This is a genomic window from Methylobacterium litchii (assembly GCF_038442315.1).
In the GTDB taxonomy this organism is placed as follows: Bacteria; Pseudomonadota; Alphaproteobacteria; order Rhizobiales; family Beijerinckiaceae; genus Methylobacterium; species Methylobacterium litchii.
On sequence record NZ_JBBXMY010000014.1, the window covers coordinates 45,394 to 60,848 of the forward strand.

General features: G+C 70.0%; 9 protein-coding genes, 1 tRNA gene and 1 pseudogene. 3 read left to right on the forward strand and 8 right to left on the reverse strand.

Annotated elements, in window-relative coordinates:
* Positions 1–10: 10 nt before the first annotated feature.
* The 3 genes and pseudogenes from AAHF99_RS21135 to AAHF99_RS21145 all read right to left on the reverse strand — a co-directional run.
* A pseudogene (locus tag AAHF99_RS21135) lies at positions 11–3,190 on the reverse strand (efflux RND transporter permease subunit); the annotation flags it as partial.
* A gap of 11 nt (positions 3,191–3,201) precedes the next feature.
* Positions 3,202–4,446 carry an efflux RND transporter periplasmic adaptor subunit gene (locus tag AAHF99_RS21140; RefSeq protein ID WP_342166438.1) on the reverse strand — a complete coding sequence of 415 codons (1,245 nt, stop codon included), beginning with the start codon at positions 4,444–4,446 and terminating at the stop codon, positions 3,202–3,204.
* Between the two features lie 92 nt (positions 4,447–4,538).
* Complete coding sequence (locus tag AAHF99_RS21145; RefSeq protein WP_342166439.1) at positions 4,539–4,925, reverse strand: hypothetical protein; 387 nt, start codon at positions 4,923–4,925, stop codon at positions 4,539–4,541.
* A gap of 293 nt (positions 4,926–5,218) precedes the next feature.
* Here AAHF99_RS21145 and AAHF99_RS21150 point away from each other — a divergent pair, with 293 nt between their 5' ends.
* From AAHF99_RS21150 to AAHF99_RS21160, 3 genes are all read left to right on the forward strand, one after another.
* Complete coding sequence (locus tag AAHF99_RS21150; RefSeq protein WP_342166440.1) at positions 5,219–7,051, forward strand: ATP-binding protein; 1,833 nt, start codon at positions 5,219–5,221, stop codon at positions 7,049–7,051.
* A 2-nt stretch (positions 7,052–7,053) separates the two neighbouring features.
* Positions 7,054–8,727, forward strand: coding sequence for a putative bifunctional diguanylate cyclase/phosphodiesterase (locus AAHF99_RS21155; protein WP_342166441.1), 1,674 nt, complete (start codon positions 7,054–7,056; stop codon positions 8,725–8,727).
* A gap of 148 nt (positions 8,728–8,875) precedes the next feature.
* Positions 8,876–9,070 (forward strand): hypothetical protein, encoded by a 195-nt coding sequence (locus AAHF99_RS21160; protein WP_342166442.1) that lies wholly within the window; start codon positions 8,876–8,878, stop codon positions 9,068–9,070.
* Positions 9,071–9,103: 33 nt separating this feature from the next.
* Here the strand turns inward: AAHF99_RS21160 and AAHF99_RS21165 are convergent, their stop codons facing one another.
* The 5 genes from AAHF99_RS21165 to AAHF99_RS21185 all read right to left on the reverse strand — a co-directional run bounded on the left by AAHF99_RS21165 (position 9,104) and on the right by AAHF99_RS21185 (position 15,378).
* Positions 9,104–11,041 carry a methyl-accepting chemotaxis protein gene (locus tag AAHF99_RS21165; RefSeq protein ID WP_412759926.1) on the reverse strand — a complete coding sequence of 646 codons (1,938 nt, stop codon included), beginning with the start codon at positions 11,039–11,041 and terminating at the stop codon, positions 9,104–9,106.
* Positions 11,042–11,296: 255 nt separating this feature from the next.
* Positions 11,297–13,000 carry a porin gene (locus AAHF99_RS21170; protein WP_412759925.1) on the reverse strand — a complete coding sequence of 568 codons (1,704 nt, stop codon included), beginning with the start codon at positions 12,998–13,000 and terminating at the stop codon, positions 11,297–11,299.
* A 127-nt stretch (positions 13,001–13,127) separates the two neighbouring features.
* Positions 13,128–13,310, reverse strand: a complete 183-nt coding sequence (locus AAHF99_RS21175; RefSeq protein ID WP_342166445.1) for a hypothetical protein — start codon at positions 13,308–13,310, stop codon at positions 13,128–13,130.
* 99 nt (positions 13,311–13,409) lie between these two features.
* On the reverse strand, positions 13,410–14,726 hold the full coding sequence (gene oxlT, locus AAHF99_RS21180; RefSeq protein ID WP_342166446.1) for an oxalate/formate MFS antiporter: 1,317 nt from the start codon (positions 14,724–14,726) through the stop codon (positions 13,410–13,412).
* A gap of 562 nt (positions 14,727–15,288) precedes the next feature.
* Positions 15,289–15,378 (reverse strand) — tRNA-Ser (locus tag AAHF99_RS21185).
* Positions 15,379–15,455 lie beyond the last annotated feature (77 nt).

Genomic DNA, 15,455 nt, shown 5'->3' on the forward strand with positions numbered 1-15,455 from the left:
CGCCGGGGGGCCGGCCGAACCGGGCATAGAGGCCCGGCAGGACCACGAGGGTGAGGAGCGTCGCGCTGATCAGCCCGCCGATCACCACCGTGGCGAGGGGGCGCTGGATCTCGGCCCCGGTCCCGGTGGCGAGCGCCATCGGCACGAAGCCGAGGGAGGCGACGAGCGCCGTCATGGCCACCGGCCGCAACCGGGTCGCGGCGCCCTCGCGGATCGCCTCGCGCAGGGGAAGCCCCCCGGCGGCGAGACTGCGGATGGCGCTGATCATCACGAGGCCGTTCAGGACCGCGACGCCGGAGAGGGCGATGAAGCCCACCGCCGCCGGCACCGAGACCGGCATGTCCCGCAGCCACAGGGCGAGGATGCCCCCGGTCAGCGCCAGGGGCACGGCGCTGAACACGAGGAGCGCGTCACGGACCGAGCCGAGCGCCGAACCGAGGAGCAGGAGGATCAAGAGGAAGCAGGCCGGGACGACCGCCGCGAGCCGGCGCTTGGCCGAGGCGAGGTTCTCGAACTGCCCGCCCCAGGTCAGCGAGGAGCCCGCCGGCAGAGACACCGCCTGTCCCACCTGAGATTGCGCCTCGGCCACCACCGAGCCGATGTCCCGCCCGCGCACGTTGGCCGTCACCACCACCCGGCGGCGGCCGTTCTCGCGGCTGATCTGGTTCGGCCCCTCGGTGACGGAGAAGGACGCGACCTGCTTGAGAAGGATCGAGCCCGCCCTCCCCCCGGCGCCGGGCGGCAGCGGCACGGGGATGTTCTCCAGCGTCTCGCGGTCCTCGCGGACCCGGTCGGTGAGGCGCATGACGATGGGGAAGCGGCGGTCGCCCTCGAACACCACCCCCGCCTCGCGTCCGCCGATGGCGGCGCCGATCACGTCCTGGATCGCCCCAGTGCTGAGGCCGTAGCGGGCGGCCTCGGCCTTATCGATCGTGATGTCGAGGATGGGCAGGCCCTCGATCTGCTCGACCTTCACGTCCTCGGCGCCCGCGATGCCGCGCAGGATCCCGGCGATGCGGTTGGCCGTGGCGAGCAGGGGCTCGAACTCGTCGCCGAACACCTTCACCGCGAGGTCGCCGCGGGTGCCCGCGAGCAACTCGTTGAAGCGGAGCTGGATCGGCTGCGAGAACTCGTAGACGTTGCCCGCGAGTTGCCCGACCGCCGTCTCGATCCGCGCCTGCAGGTCCGCCTTGGGCAGGGCCGGGTCCGGCCACTGCCCGCGCGGCTTCAGGATGACGAAGGTGTCCGAGGAGTTCGGCGGCATCGGATCGGAGGCGACCTCGGCCGTGCCGGTCTTGGAGAAGACCGTCGCGACCTCGGGGAAGGCCAGGACCGCCTTCTCGACCTTCAACTGCATCGCCTGCGACTGGGTGAGGGAGGTCGAGGGGATGCGGGTGGCGTTCAGCGCGATGGCCTCCTCGTCGAGTTGCGGGATGAACTCGGTGCCGAGCCGGGTCGCGAGGAGGCCCGCGCCTGCGAGGAGCGCCAGGGCGAAAACGGCGAAGGCGAAGGGCGCCCGGATCGCGGCGTCGAGGACCGGCCGGTAGGCGGCCTTCATCCCCCGGACCAGGGCGTTGTCCGTTTCGCTCACCCGTCCGGTGAGGACGATGGCGAGGAGCGCGGGCACGAAGGTCAGGGACAGGACGAAGGCGCAGGCCAGCGCGATGATGACGGTGAGCGCCATCGGCTCGAACATCTTGCCCTCCACCCCGGTGAAGGTGAGGAGCGGGACGTAGACGAGGATGATGATCGCCTGCCCGTAGAGGGAGGGGGCGATCATCTCGCGAGCCGAATCCCGCACGGTGGTCAGCCGTTCCTCCAGGGCGAGGGGCCGCCCGAGGGCGTGCTGGCGCTCCGCGACGTGGCGCAGGGCGTTCTCGCTGATGATCACGGCGCCATCGACGATCAGCCCGAAATCGAGGGCGCCGAGGCTCATGAGGTTCGCCGAGATCTTCGCCTCGACCATCCCGGTCATCGTCATCAGCATGGCGACGGGGATGACGAGGGCCGTCACCAGGGCCGCGCGGATGTTGCCGAGCAGCAGGAACAGGATCACGACGACGAGGAGCGCCCCCTCGGAGAGGTTCCTGCCCACCGTCCGCACCGTGGCCTCCACGAGCTGTGTGCGGTCGAGGACGATGCGGATCTCGATGCCGGGGGGCAGGGAGCGGCGGATCGCGTCCATCCGCGCCGTGACGGCCTCGGCCACCGTGCGGCTGTTCTCGCCGATGAGCATGAGCGCGGTGCCGATCACCGCCTCGGCGCCGTCCTCGCTGCCGGAGCCGGTGCGCAGGTCGCGCCCGATGCGCACGCTCGCCACGTCCGAGATCCGCACCGGCACGCCGCCGCGGGTGGCCACGACCACGTTGCCGATGTCGGCCATGCCCTCCAGCCGGCCGGCGGCGCGCACCACGTAGCTCTCGCCGTTGTCCTCCAGGTAGCGGGCGCCCTGGTTGGCGTTGTTCGCCTCCAGCGCCCGCGCCACGTCCGCGAAGGACAGGTCCAGCGAGGCGAGCACAGTCGGGTCGGGCTGGACGTGGTACTGCTTCTCGAACCCGCCGATGCTGTCGACCCCCGCCACCCCCGGCACGGTCCTGATCTGCGGCCGGACGATCCAATCCTGCACGGTGCGCAGATACGCCTTCCGTTCGAGGTCGCCGGTCAGGCGCTGGCCCTCGGGGGTGCGGTAGCTGCCATCCTCCTGCCAGCCGGGCTTGCCGGCGGCGGCGGGCCGGCGCGCGTTGGCGTCCGCGAAGCGCACGGACCACATCACGATCTCCCCGAGGCCGGTGGAGATCGGCCCCATGGCGGCTTGCGCGCCGGGGGGAAGGTCCCGCGCCACCTGCGCGAGGCGTTCGGCCACCTGCTGCCGGGCGAAGTAGGTGTCGAGCTTTTCCGCGAAGACCGCCGTGACCTGCGAGAAGCCGTTGCGCGAGAGCGAGCGGGTGTAGTCGAGCCCCTTGATGCCGGCGAGGGCGGCCTCGATCGGGTAGGTGACCTGCTTCTCGATATCGACCGGCGAGAGCGAGGGGGCGATCGTGTTGATCTGCACCTGATTGTTGGTGATGTCCGGCACCGCGTCGATGGGCAGGCGCGTCGCCGCGGAGAGCCCGAAGCCGGCGGCGAGCAGGGTGAGGAGCAGCACCAGCCAGCGGCGCTGGACGGCAAAGTCGAGGATGCGGTCGATCATGTCCGGTCTCCTCAGTGGCCGTGCTCGGCTTCGCTCTTCCCGAGCTCGGCCTTGAGGAGGAAGCTGTTGCCGACGACGACCTCCTCCCCCGGCGACAGGCCGGAGACGACCTCCACCGCATCGTCGTCGGCGCGGCCGAGTTCGACCTCGCGCTTGGCGAAGCCGTCGGGCACCCGCACGAAGACCACGCGCTTGCCCTCGATCGTCTGGAGCGCCGGCTTCGGCAGGCGCACGGCGACGGCATCCTCCGCGATCCCGATCTCGGCGGTGACGTAGGTGCCGGGGCGCCACGCCATGTCCGCGTTCGGCAGCGCCACGACGACCCGCGCCGAGCGGGTTTCGGTGTTGAGGAGCGGGCTCACGAAGATCACCCGGCCCCGGCCGACCGGGGCCTCGGCCCCCTGCCCCCGCCGCACCGCCACGGGGGCGCCGTCGCGCACGTCCGGGAGGTCGGCGGTCGAGACCGCGAGGTCGATCCAGACGCTCGACAGGTCGGCCACGGTGTAGAGGTCGGCCGGGTCGCCCTCCTTGCCCACCGCCGTGCCGACATCGACCTTGCGCTCCACGATCCGCCCGCCGAGCGGCGCGCGCAGCTCGTACTGGCGCAGGGTCGAGGCGTTGGGGGTCGCCTCGTCCCGCTTCTGCGCGGCGGCGACCTCGGCGGCGTTGAGGCCGAGCGCCGAGAGCTTCTGCCGGGCGAGGTCCAGGCGCAGCTGGTTCTCCTGGAACAGGGCGCGGGCGTTCTGCCACGCGGCCTCGGAGACGGCGCGGGAGGCGAGCAGCTTCTCCTGGCGCTCGAAGTTGGCCTTCTGCAATTCCGACTGGACGAGGGCCGTCAGGTAGTCGCTCTTGGCGTCGGCGACCTCGCGGCTGTCGAGGATCGCCACCACGTCGCCCTTGGCGACCTCGTCGCCCAGGCGCTTGCGCATCTGCGAGACCGTGCCGACCACCCGCGCCGGGACGCGGGCGATGCGGTCGGCGTCGGGCGTGACCGTGCCGGGCACGAGAACGTGGCGGGACAGGATCCCGCCGCGCACCGGCGCCACCGCGATCTCCTGATCGCGGATCTGCTCCGGCGTCATCCTGACGAGCCCTTCGCCCGCCTCCGCCGGGCCGTGATCGTGATCGTGCTCCTGCGTGTGGGCGGCCGGGGTCGGGGCCGGCGGGGAATCCCCGGCCGGGCCGAGGAACAGGGGGATGGCGGCGCCCGCGAGGAGGCCGGCGGCCACGAGGGCCGCGCTCGGAAGGATGCGCATGGAACAGGCTCGGCCGGGATCGCGGGCCTCGGGGCCTCGCGCGATCGGTTGCGGTCAGGGGACGGATCGGACCCGCGCGGGTCCGCGTCGCCTCAGGCGCGGGGGGGCCGGGGGAGCCTGTCGGGGACGACCGAGGAGGCCGTCACGTGGGTGCGGGCGTAGCGCGGGCGCGGCGAGGCGGCGGGCGGGGCGAGGCCCGCCTCACAGGGGGTCGCGCTCACGTGGCAGCCGCAATGGGCATGGCAGACGAGGCCGGGATCGGCCGCCTGATGCGCAGCCTCCGCGACGGCGCCGGCCTGTCCGAGGGCGAGTCCGGCCCCGTCATGGTGCCCGTGGAAGGCCAGATCCTCCGCGAGCCCGGCCGCCGGCACCGCGAGGGCCAGGGCGAGGACGAGCGCGATCATCCGGGCGGCGGCCTGCCACCACCCGCCAGACGCTCCTGGGGCGCCGAAGGCCCCCTGTCGACGTGCCGCGATCATCCTCCCTCCTTATGGGCGATGTGCGGCGTCGGCACAAGCAATGCCGCTCTCATTGCTTGAGTTACTTTGATAGACCTCGCGAAATAATCAACAAAGATGACATATGATGCCAAGCCTAAAACCGACGCCGAGAATGCTCTCGGCACAATTCAGACCGTGTTAATGAGATTGCGCGGCGGCGCTGTATAGGAATTGTCAACAACAACCGGGCATTGTGTCCGGCGGGAAGCGGCGTGGCCGTGCTCCCCGGTGTCGCTCTCGCGCAGGCCACACGCCGGCCAGGGGTTTTTCGGATGTTCAGCACGGCAGGCATCTCCGACGAGGCCGAGTCGGCGGCGCGGATCGGGACGGTGGCGTCCATCGACGGGCTGAAGGTCAACCTCGCCCTCGAATCGCAGGCCGGCCGGCCGAGCCACCGGGTCACGGTCGGACGGTTCGTGCGCGTCCAGGCCGGGGGCGCGATCCTCGTCGGCATCATCACCGCCCTCACCTCGCGCAGCGAGCCCGGCGGCGGGCTGTCGGCCTTCGCGGGCCTCGACCTCCTGGGCGAAATCCTCACCGAGGGCGGGGAGAAGCGGTTCCGCCGGGGCGTGGCCCGCTACCCGGCCATCGGCGACGAGGTCGAGCTTCTGCCGCGCGCCGACGTGCGCGCGGTCTATCAGGTGTCCGGCGGCGACAACGTGCCGGTCGGGACCCTCTACATGGACCCCGAGACCCCGGCGAGCATCCGGGTCAACGACCTCCTGTCCAAGCACTTCGCCGTGCTGGGGGCGACCGGGGTCGGCAAGTCGAGCGGCGTCGCGGTGATCCTCGACCGGGTGATGAGCGTGCACGAGAGCGTGCGCGTCTTCCTCCTCGACGTGCACAACGAATACGCCTCGTGCTTCGGGGACCGGGCGAACATCGTCACCCCGCGCAACCTCAAACTGCCGTTCTGGCTGTTCAACCTCGAAGAGATCACCGACGTGATCTATGGCGGCCGTCCGCCGGTCGACGAGGAGATCGAGATCCTCGCCGAGGTGATCCCGCTCGCGAAGACCAAATACCTCCAGTACAAGGAGGCCGCCGACCGGCAGATCGTGAAGCGGGGCCTCAACAAGAACGCCGGCTTCACCGTGGACACGCCGGTCCCCTACACCCTCCAGGATCTGACGCTGCTCATCGACGAGCGGATGGGCCGCCTGGAGAACCGCGCCTCGCGGATGCACTATCACCGGCTGATCTCGCGGATCGAGACGATCCGCAACGATCCCCGCTACGGCTTCATGTTCGAGAACGCCAATGTCGGCGGCGACATGATGGGCGAACTCCTGGCCCACCTGTTCCGGCTGGAGCCGGACGGGCGGCCGATGACCATCATGCAGCTCGCCGGCCTGCCGACCGAGGTGGTCGACGCGGTGGTCTGCGTCCTCTGCCGCCTCGCCTTCGAGTTCGGGATCTGGAGCGAGGGCGCGGTGCCGCTGCTCCTCGTCTGCGAGGAGGCCCACCGCTACGCCTCGGCGGACCGCTCCGTCGGCTTCACCCCCACCCGCCGCGCCCTGTCGCGGATCGCCCGCGAGGGCCGCAAGCACGGGGTCTTCCTCGGCCTCGTCACCCAGCGCCCGGCCGAACTCGACCCGGCGATCATCTCCCAGTGCAGCACCCTGTTCGCCATGCGCATGACGAACGAGCGCGACCAGGCCTTCCTGGCCGCCGCCGTCTCGGACGCGGTGAACCTCCTCGCCTTCGTGCCCTCCCTCGGGACGGGCGAGGTGATCGCCTTCGGCGAGGGCGTGCCGGTGCCCGCGCGCATGACCTTCAGCCAGCTGCCCCCGGGGCGCCAGCCGCGCAACGACGTGAGCGGGCGGATGCCGGAGGAAGGGCGGGCGCAGGCCGGCGGCCCCTTCGTCGGCGCGGTGGTAGAGCGCTGGCGCGCCGCGACCATGAGCAAGCCCTCCGGCCTCGACGGCGAGGGCTCGGTCGCCGCGCGGCTCGCCCGCGAGGCCGGCCCGGAGCAGGGTAACGCCCCCGCCCTGGACCAAGCCCACCGCCGGCTGCTGCGCCGCCCGCTGGAGGCCGGCGACGCCGTCCCCGGCCCGGCGGAGGCCGGCAGCCGCCTCGTCCGGTCGCTGTGGCAGCAGGAGTGAGCGTGACCGAGTCGGCCCATCCCAGCCACCGCCGTCATCTCCTCGAGTCCGCCATCCAGGCGCTGCCCGTGGGGATGGTCGTGCACGACGCGCAGGGCCATTGCATCCTGGCGAACGCCGCCGCGCGGCACCTCGACCCCGAGGCGACCCTCGACCTGCCCGCCCCCGACGGCCCCCCGGCCGCCGGCCGCGCGGTGGCCGAGGTCGGCGACCGGGTCGTGGAGGCGCAGGCGCGCCCCCTTTCCGTGGACAGCGAGGATTTCACCCTCACCACCCTCCTCGACGTCACCCAGCACCACCGCATCCAGCGCGACCTGATCGGCCGGGCCTATATCGACGCGCTCACCGGCCTGCCGAACCGGCTGATGTTCGAGCAGAGCATCGAGGAACTGATCGCCGGGGCGCAGCGCTCGGACCGCTTCGCCCTGGCCTTCATCGACCTCGACAACTTCAAGCACATCAACGACTATTACAGCCACGCCGCCGGCGACACGCTGCTGCGCAAGGTGGCGGAGCGGATCCGGGGCTCCCTGCGCCCGAGCGACATGCTCGCCCGCCTCGGCGGCGACGAGTTCGTGCTGCTGCTCAACCCGGTCCTCGACCGCGACGCGACGCTCGCCTGCGTCTCCGAGATCTCGGAGCGGCTGAAGCAGCCCTTCTTCATCGACGGCCACGAGATCTTCGCCTCGGCCTCCATGGGCCTGAGCCTCTTCCCCGACCACGGCACCGCCTACGAGACCCTGCGGCGGCAGGCCGACAGCGCCATGTACCGCGTGAAGGGCAGCGTGAAGGGCGGCGTCAGCGTCTTCGAGGAGGCGATGAGCCAAGCGGCCACCGCCCGCATGGCGGTGGAGCAGCGCCTGCGCCTCGCCATCCGCGACCGCTGCTTCTGCTGCGCCTTCCAGCCCAAGGTCGACATGCGCACCCATGCCGTGAAGGGCGTGGAGGTGCTGCTGCGCTGGCGCGACGAACTCGGCGTGATCCAGGCGCCGGGGGATTTCGTCGGCCTCGCCATCGAACTCGGGCTCATCAACGAGATCACCCTGCAGGTGCTCGCCGAGACGGTGCGCGCCATCCCCGACCTCGACGACATGTTCGGGGACGAGATCACGGTGAGCCTCAACATCGCGGCGAAGCAAGCCTGCGACGTGCCGTTCATGACGGCCTTCTGCGAATCCCTCGGCCAGACCGGCCTCGCCCCGCGCTTCATCCTCGAACTGACCGAGGAGGCATTCTTCACCAAGGGCCGGTTCCAGCGGGAGGTGCTGCCGCGCATCCGCGCCATCGGCGCCCGCGTCTCCATCGACGATTTCGGGGTGGGCTATTCCTCGCTGGCCGCGCTGGCCGAGATCACGGCGGACGAACTGAAGATCGACCGCTCCTTCATCACCGACATCCACCAGCGCCCGCGCAGCCAGATCGTGCTCAAGGCGATCGAGTCCCTCGGGATGGCGCTCGGCATGTCGGTCGTGGCCGAGGGCGTCGAGACCCACGAGGAGGTCGCCTACCTCCTCGCCGCCACCCAGATCCGCTGCGCGCAGGGCTATTACTTCGCCCGGCCGATGCTGATCGACCAGATCCGCCTGGAGCATGTCCGCCATCCCGGCGAGCGCCCGGTGGAGCGCCAGCGCCGCGCCGCCACGATGCGCGAGCCGCTGATGCGCCGGCACGCGTGAGGACTTCGCCCAGTATCGCCGACGGTAACGGCAAGTTTGGATCGCATTTTGGTTTTGCACGATAGTATCGTACAAATGATATATCGATCATAGATCTTCAGCGCGACGATTGGTAAAAGCGCGGGTGTGCGATTCGAGGAGCGTCGCCATGCCCTATACGATCCGCGCCGAGCGGAATGCCCAACCCCGCTCGGAAACCCGGGTGCAGCCTTCGAGCGCGGTGGTCCTGGCCATGCGCTGGGCGGAGCAGGGCTACCAGACCATCCGCATCATCGACGAGGCGGGCCGCGCCCTCGACATCCGGACGGCGCAGCAGCGCCTCGCCCGGGGCCTTCGCCTCTGAGGCCGAGCCCCCGGTGCGGGGGCGTGGCCGAAGTCACGCGGCTGCGGCGATCGCCCGCGCCGGATCGAGGAACTGCACGTTCACCGTCGAGGCCGCGCGGTGCCGCGTCGCGCAGGCGAACCGGCGCCCATCCGTGTCGATGACGAGGTCGAACCGCTCGGGCACCCGGCCCTGCGCGGGCACGTGCAGCCGGGCGCCGCCCTGGGTCAGGTCGCGGATCGAGCAGGCGAGCGGCTCCTGCCCCGCCGCGTGGATATGGGCCGGCAGGAGGATGCGGGTGCGGCGCTCCGAGCGGCGCTCCTCCATGCCCTCCGTCCAATCGTCCAGGCTGGTGCCGATGGTGGAGACGCCCTCCGCCGCCTGCCGCATGCTGGCGAGGATGTTCCCCGTGGCGCGCGACTGGTCGTCCATCGAGGCCTTCACCCCATCGACATGGGCGCTGATCGTGCCGATCGCGGCGGTGATCGAGGCGAGCGTCGCCGCCACCTCGGCCGAGACCGCCTGCATCCCCACCACCTCGCCGCCGATCCGGGCGGTGGCGGCGGCGGCCTGCCCGGCCAGGGCCTTCACCTCGGTGGCGACGACGGCGAAGCCCCGGCCCGCCTCCCCCGCCCGCGCCGCCTCGATGGTGGCGTTCAGCGCCAGCAGATTGATCTGCTGGGCGATGCCCGCGATCATCGTCGCGACGTCACCCATCGCGCCCGCCGCCGCCGTGAGCCGCTCGGTCGCCCGGTCGGCCTCGCCCGCCCGGCCCTGGATGTCGTCCACGACCTCCTTCGACCGGGCCATGCTGTCCGAGATGGCGTGCGCGGCGACGTTCATGTGCTCGGCCGCGCCGGTGATGGCCTGGACATGCGCCAGGGTCCCCTCGGCCGCGTCGATGGCCGTCGAGCGCGCCGCCATGTTGGCGGTGACGTCGGTGGCGTATTTCACGATCTTGGTCAGCCGCCCGGCCGGATCGAAGATCGGGTTGTAGCTCGCCTGGATCCAGATCGCGCGGCCGCCCTTGGCGACGCGCTGGAACAGGCCGGCGGCGAAGGCGCCCCCGCGCAGCCGGTCCCAGAAGGCGGCGTAATCGGCGGATTGCGCGTAGCCGGGCTCCACGAACATCGCGTGCGCGCGCCCCCGCACCTCCTCGATCGTGTAGCCGACCGTCCCGAGGAAGTTGGCGTTGGCGTCGAGCACCGTGGCGTCGGGGGCGAACTCGATCACCGCCTGGGAGCGGTGCACGGCGGCGAGCTGGCCGGTGGCGTCGGCGGTGCGCAGCTTCTGCTCGGTGATGTCGGTGGCGAACTTCACCACCTTCATCGGCACCCCGTCGCGGTCGCAGATCGGGTTGTAGGTCGCCTGGATCCAGATCTCCCGCCGGCCCTTGGCGATGCGCCGGAACTCGCCGGAGGCGAACTCGCCCCGGCCGAGTCGGTCCCAGAAGCCGCGATACGCCGCGCTCGCCTGCTCGGCGGGATCCACGAACAGGCTGTGGTGACGCCCCTGGATCTCGTCGAGCCGGTAGCCGACCGCGGCGAGGAAGTTGGCGTTGGCGGTCAGGATCGTGCCGTCGAGGGCGAACTCGATGACCGCCTGGGAGCGGTGCAGGGCGTCGAGCTGGCCGTCGTGGTCGATGGCGCGCAGGACTTGGTCCGTGACGTCGGAGGCGAACTTGACCACGCGGACGACCCGCCCGGCCCTGTCGAGCACGGGGTTGTAGGTCGCCTGGATCCAGACCGCCCGCCCGTCCTTGGTGATGCGCCGGAACTCGCGCGTCTGCGATGCGCCCCGGCGCAGTGCGTCCCAGAAGGCGCGGTAGCTCTCGCTCGCGTGCTCGGCCGGCGGCACGAACAGGCTGTGATGCCGCCCCGCCACCTCCGCCAGGGTGTAGCCCATCAGGCCGAGGAAGTTGGCGTTGGCGGTCTGGATGGTCCCGTCGGGCGTGAACTCGATCCGGGCCCGCGACCTGTCGAGCGCCGCCATCAGGGCGCGAAGGTCTGTTTCGAAGAGGCGCACCCGAACGTCCCCACCACCACAATTCTTATCAGACGAGTTGTAGAGGCTGGACGTTAAACGATCATCACCGGCGCTAGTCTCATCATCGCCTATGCTGCGCGATGTTGACGCAATATAACTCAGGTCAGCAATTGATCGCGAGCGGGGACTTGTCATGTCGGAAAACGGCGTTAGTGGCGCCGTTCGGCCGGCGCTCGCGATCGGCGCCGGCCGTGGGCGGCCCTAGAAGTCCCGCTGCACCCGCGCCCGCACCTGGATCGCATCGACCTGGCTCGCGGTCGCCACCGGGTTGGCGGCATTGTTGACGAAGGCAGGGTTCTGGTTGGGGAACCGGCCGAGGTCGAGGATGCGGCCCTTCTGCGGCCCATAGCGGGTGTAGATCGCTTCGAGCCCGATATCGAACTCCTTGACCGGCGACCAGATCAGGTTGGCGCCGACGACGAAGCGGTAGCTGTCGCGCAGCACCTGGCTCAGGTCGAAGAACCGGGTGCCGGGGGTGCCCGGCCCCGTGTTGGTGAGGCTGAAGAACGCGCCCTGCGCCTCGCGGGCGCCCCGGGCGAAGGTCATGGCGCCGTAGGAGCCGAAGAGGGCCGAGCGCACCGAGGGCGTCCAGTAATGCAGCATCGCGGCGGTGAAGGAGACGCTCGACGTCAGTTCGAGGCGGTTGGTGAAGGGGTTGATCACGCCGTCGTTGAAGAACTGCGAGAAGGCCGCCCCCTGGACCGCCGTGGCCGCCTGCGCCCAGGGCCCGTTATAGGCCGGCAGCCCCGTATAGAGCGCGGCGCCCTCCCCGTAGGCGCCCTGCAGGTAGAGGGTATCGCCGGCCGCGATGAAGGGCAGGTTGACCTTCAGGCCGCCCTGCACCGCGAAGCCGAGGGCCGAGGCCGGGCCGCGCGGCGCCTGGTTGTTCCCGAGCGTGACGGGCGAGCCGAGATTCGTGCCCGTGAAGGAAAAGCTGTCCATCTGGCCGTGATTGACCTCGTGCAGGGCGCCCGAGACCTGCGCCGAACCCCAGGGTTGGTCGTAGCGCAGCACGCCGACCACATCGGGCATGCGGTTGCGCTGGACCGTGTCCACGAAGCCGAGGCCGGTCGGGCGGCCGGCGGCGTCGAACCCGACGAAGATCGGCGTGACCGGGTTCGCCGGCCCGAAGACCTGGGCCCCGGAATCGACCACCGACCGGGGCACCGCGTTCTGGGCCGAATAGACCGGCGTATGGCGGAAGGAGGGATCCTCCACCGAGAGCGTCGCGGACAGGCCCTTGCCCAGCGTCGCCGTGTAGGCGGCGAGGTTGGTCGAGGGGATGTCGGAGCCCATCGTGGCGACGATGAACTCGAAATCGTGCGCGTAGAAGTCGAAGAACGACGAGGCGCGGCCGGCGGTGACCCCGGCGAACTGCACGAAGGCCTTGTCGACGGTGAATTGCTGCTGGACCCGCCCGATCTGGTCGAGGCCGGTGGCGGCGAAGGCTCCGCCGATCCGGTTCAGCGCCCCGGCATGCATGGTGGCGAAGCCGGTGCGGCTCCCGGTATCGAGGCGCAGGAAGGAGCGCAGGGTGCCGTAGTCCGTCTGGGTCCGGGCATCGAGGTTGATGCGGGCGCGGGCTTGGTAGCCGCTGTAATCCCCCGGCGTGGCGCCGGCATTGTTGCCGCTGCGGCTGAAGGAGGGCTGGTAGGCGTATTCGAAGCGCGCCCGGCCCGAGAGGCGCAGGCAGGTATCCGTGCCGGGAATGTAGAAGAAGGCGACGCCGTAGGTCGAGCAGATCCGCACGCTTTCGAAGGCCGGTGCCCCCCGCCGGTCGGGCAGTTCCGCCGCCTGCGCGGGCAGGCTCAGCAACCCCGCCGCACCCGCCAGAAGGCCCCTGGTTCCCCGCCCTGCCCGGTGCCCCGGACGTCTCACGCCACGCACACGCCTCTTGCCCACCATTCCACCATCCGCATCTTGCCCCCTTGGACAGGACGTCTCGCGGCGCCGGAACAATCCTGGTTTGGGGCGTCCCCCGGCGGTGGGGACGGCCCGCAAGAGCGCGATGGCACCTCGCCGGACGCGCTCCCTATTCGGCGAACACGAAGACGAGGCCGAGGATCGCGACCAGCAGCGCACCGCCCGCGAGATACTCGCGCGAATCCTCCGTCAGACGCCTCCCCGCGCCGACGCCCGCGAGGCCGGCCACCGCGAGGGCGAGGATCAGACAGCCGAGCCCCAGCAGGTCGGTGATCTGGACGGGCGGCAGCATGGGTCGGTCCTCCCTCGGACGGGGTGTCAAGGCAAGGAAAAGGGCCCGGACGCCAATCCGGACCCTCCCCTTCGTGCAGCGAGGGGTGAACCCCTCGGGTCAGGCCGTCGCGACCCGGTTCAGGGGGGTGATCGTGGCGGGGAGCTGCGCCTCCGCCACGACGCGCTTGCGCCAGGGCTTGAGCACCGCGATCGCCAGGACCGAGGCGAGGATGTTGGCCCCGGCCGCCGCCAGAAACACGCCGTCCCAGTTGCCGGAGCTCTGCTGCAGGTAGTTGGCGAAGGGCACGAGCAGGGCGGCCGTCCCCTTGGCCGTGTAGAGCAGGCCGGCATTCGTGGCGGCGAACTTCGAGCCGAACGTGTCGGTGCAGGTCGAGGGGAACAGCGAGTAGATCTCGCCCCAGGCGAAGAACACGAAGCCCGACAGGAGCACGAACCACAGGGGATCGCTGCCCCAGAGGTAGAGCATGTAGATGCCGAACCCTTCCATCGCGAAGGCGATGAACATCGTGTTCTCGCGCCCGATCCGGTCCGAGACCCAGCCGAAGAACGGCCGCGTCAGGCCGTTGAGCACGCGGTCGATCGTGGCGGCGAAGGTGATCGCCACCATCGTCACGCCGAACAGCGTCACCGGCACCTTGTCGACATGGATGTCGGCGGCGATCGGCTTCAGGTTGGCGGTGATCATCAGGCCGCCGGCGCCCACGATGACGAACATGAAGTACATGAGCCAGAAGATCGGCTGGCGGACGACTTCGCTCGGCGTGTAGTTGCGCCGCGTCTGGATGACGGCGGTGTTGGTCGCCGCCTCCGGGACTTGCCCGCTCTTCGGGGAGAGCAGGAAGAAGGCCAGCGCGGCCACGATCAGGCCCTGGCCGATGCCGAAGTAGAAGAACGCGGCCTGGAAGCCCTTGTCGGCGATCATCCACTGGATCGGCGCGACGGTGAGGGCAGAGCCGGCGCCGAAGCCCGCGGCGGTGATGCCCGAGGCGAGGCCGCGCTTGTCGGGAAACCATTTCAGCGCGTTGCCGACGCAGGTTCCGTAGACCGCGCCCGCGCCGATGCCGGCGACGATCTGGCCGAGATAGAACATCCCGAGCGTCCCGGCATAGGCATTGATCACCCAGCCGATGCCGCAGAGGGCGCCACCGAACAGGACGACGACCTTGGGGCCGTACTTGTCCACGAACCAGCCCTCGACCGGCACGAGCCAGGTCTCGAACAGCACGAACAGGGTGAAGGCCCACTGGATCGCGGCGCGATCGAAGCCGAACGTCTTCTGGATCTCGGGGACGAAGAAGGTCCAGCCGTACTGCAGGTTGGCGATCATGACCATGCAGACGACGCCGAGGACGAGCTGCATCCAGCGGAACCCGTCGCTGACCCGTTGGGGGACTGCCTCAGTTGGTTGTGGCATCGGATAACCTCCCTGCTGAGTGACTGGAGCGCAGTCCGCAGCGTTAGATTCTGTTTTTTGATGATTCTGACGAATGGTATCAGCGTGTGCGATGCAAGTTTGGCGTAATCACAAGCATAGAGCGCATCGATACCGCCGGCCGAAGCAGCATCGATCGAGTGCACAAGTCTTTACTCCGTCCGGAACACGGCGGACGACAGACCCCATACGACGACAGACTCACCCGTCGGTTCTTGTATGTGGTATACCAACGATATCGCATGACAGATCAGCGTCAAGCGCATGTCGCAACAATTCGTTTTTGCGATGCGAAAGACCGGCGCGGATCCCACAGGGGCCGCCAAATCAGAATTCGATGAAGTGGGGTCGTCACAGATCGACAGATGAGCAGCGGAAGGATCTGCCGCACCGCATTCGTGTTCGGACTTCGCCGCCACCCGGACAAGGCAATTGATAATATTGCCTGCTTCAGACGAACTTGGAGCAACGTCCGAACGTCTGGCGCGGGAGGCTGACGCTCGGCTCGGGCCGACGCCGATTGTTCGGGCTTAAAATCGAGCGCTGGCGGAGGGAGCGGGATTCGAACCCGCGATACGGTTTCCCGTATACACACTTTCCAGGCGTGCGCCTTCAACCACTCGGCCACCCCTCCGGTCCGGGGCCAGGCGCCCGGCGCGGGGCCGGGCGCGGATCGGCCGCGCGGAGGGCGTCCTGTATCCTGCGCGAGGG